At 66.0% G+C, this 1910-nt stretch carries 1 protein-coding gene; it reads right to left on the reverse strand.

The window, feature by feature from the left end:
- Positions 1-1910 (reverse strand): type I secretion system permease/ATPase (locus N8A90_RS25300; protein ID WP_262078046.1); only part of this gene is annotated, 1910 nt, incomplete at both ends.

Below are 1910 nucleotides of genomic sequence, written 5' to 3' on the forward strand. Positions count from 1 at the left end.
CCACCCGCCTGCATGGCCCACAGGTGCGCGTAGATGCCCTTGGGCTTCTGCAGCAAGGCTTCGTGCGTGCCGCCTTCGACGATGCGGCCCTTGTCCATCACGATGATGCGGTTCGCGTTCCTCACCGCCGACAGGCGGTGGGCAATGATGAAGACGGTGCGGCCCTTGCAGATGTGGGCCATGTTGCGCTGGACGATGGCTTCAGACTCGTAGTCGAGCGCGCTGGTGGCCTCGTCGAAGATCAGGATGCGCGGGCTGGTGAACAGCGCCCGTGCAATCGCTACCCGCTGACGCTGCCCGCCGGAGAGGCTGGCGCCCTGCTCGCCCACCATGGTGTCGTAGCCCTCGGGCAGTTCGCTGATGAAGTCGTGGGCACCGGCCATCTGGGCGGCGCGCATGACCGCTTCGATGGGCGCCGCCGGATCGACGATCGCGATGTTCTCGCGCACGCTGCGGTTGAACAGCAGGTTCTCCTGCAGCACGACGCCGACCTGCCGCCGGAGCTGCGCCGCATCGATCAGGCTGATATCGATGCCGTCGACCAGCAGGCGGCCTTGCTCCGGGCTGTAGAGCCGCTGGATCAGCTTGGTCAGCGTGCTCTTGCCCGAGCCCGAACGCCCGACGATGCCGATGACTTCGCCGGGCCGCACGTCCAGGCTCACGCCGTGAAGCACCGGTGACGCCTCAGGGCGATAATGGAAGGTCAGGTTGTCCAACGTCACGCGCCCCTTGAGGGCGGGCAACTGGGCGGCGGTGCTGGGCGGCACCTCGGTGCGGGTGTTGAGGATGTCCCCCAGGCGCGCCATCGAGATGCCGGTCTGCTGGAAGTCGGTCCACAGCTGGGCCATGCGCATGATGGGCTGGCTCACCCGCTGGGCGAACATGTTGAAGGCGACGAACTGGCCGACGGTCAGCTGGTTGTCCATCACCAGGTGGGCGCCGTACCAGAGGGTGGCGGCGTTCACCAGCTTGCCGATGAGGTTGACGCCTTCGTGCGCCCAGCTCGCGAGGTTCTGGGTCTTGAAGCTGGCCGAGACGTAGGCAGCGAGTTGGTTGTCCCAGCGCCGGGCAAAGGCCGGTTCCAGGGCGGTGGCCTTGACGGTCTGGATGCCGGTGACGGCTTCCACCAGCATGGCCTGGTTCTCCGCGCCTCGGGCGAACTTCACATCCAGGCGCTGGCGCAGGATCGGCACGATGGCCAGGCTCAGGCCGAAGTACAGGGGCAGGCTCACCAGCACGATCAACGTCAGCGGCACGCTGTAGAACAGCATCACGGCGATGAAGACGATGGAGAAGACCACGTCGAGCAGCACCGTCAAGGCGTTGCCGGTGAGGAAGCTGCGGATGTTCTCGAGTTCGCGCACCCGTGCCACCGAGTCTCCGACACGGCGGGCCTGGAAGTAGGCCAAGGGCAGTTGGACCAGGTGGCGGAACAGGCGCGCCCCGAGTTCGACGTCGATGCGGCTGGTGGTGTGGCTGAAGACATAGGCGCGCAGGCCGTTGAGCACGCTCTCGAAGACGACGACCACCACCAGGCCGATGACCAGCACATCGAGCGTGGTCACACCGCGATGCACCAGCACCTTGTCCATGACGACTTGGAAAAACAGCGGGCTGATGAGCGCGAAGAGCTGCAGCATGAAGCTGATGCCCAGCACCTCGGCCAGCAAGCGCCGGTACTTCACCAGGCTGGGGATGAACCAGCTGAAGTCGAACTTGGCGAGTTCACCGGCCTGGCTGGCGCGGCTGGCGATCAGGATGAGGTCGCCGGTCCAGTGCGAGGCGAAGACGTCCAAGGGTTCGATGACGGGCCGGCCGGTGCCGTCTGACGGGTCTTGCAGCAGAACGCGTTGTGCGTCGCACTGGGCCAGCACGACGAAGCGCTCATGACCATCGTCGGCGCGGAGGAC

The organism is Variovorax sp. N23 (genome assembly GCF_025486315.1).
In the GTDB taxonomy this organism is placed as follows: domain Bacteria; phylum Pseudomonadota; class Gammaproteobacteria; order Burkholderiales; family Burkholderiaceae_C; genus Variovorax.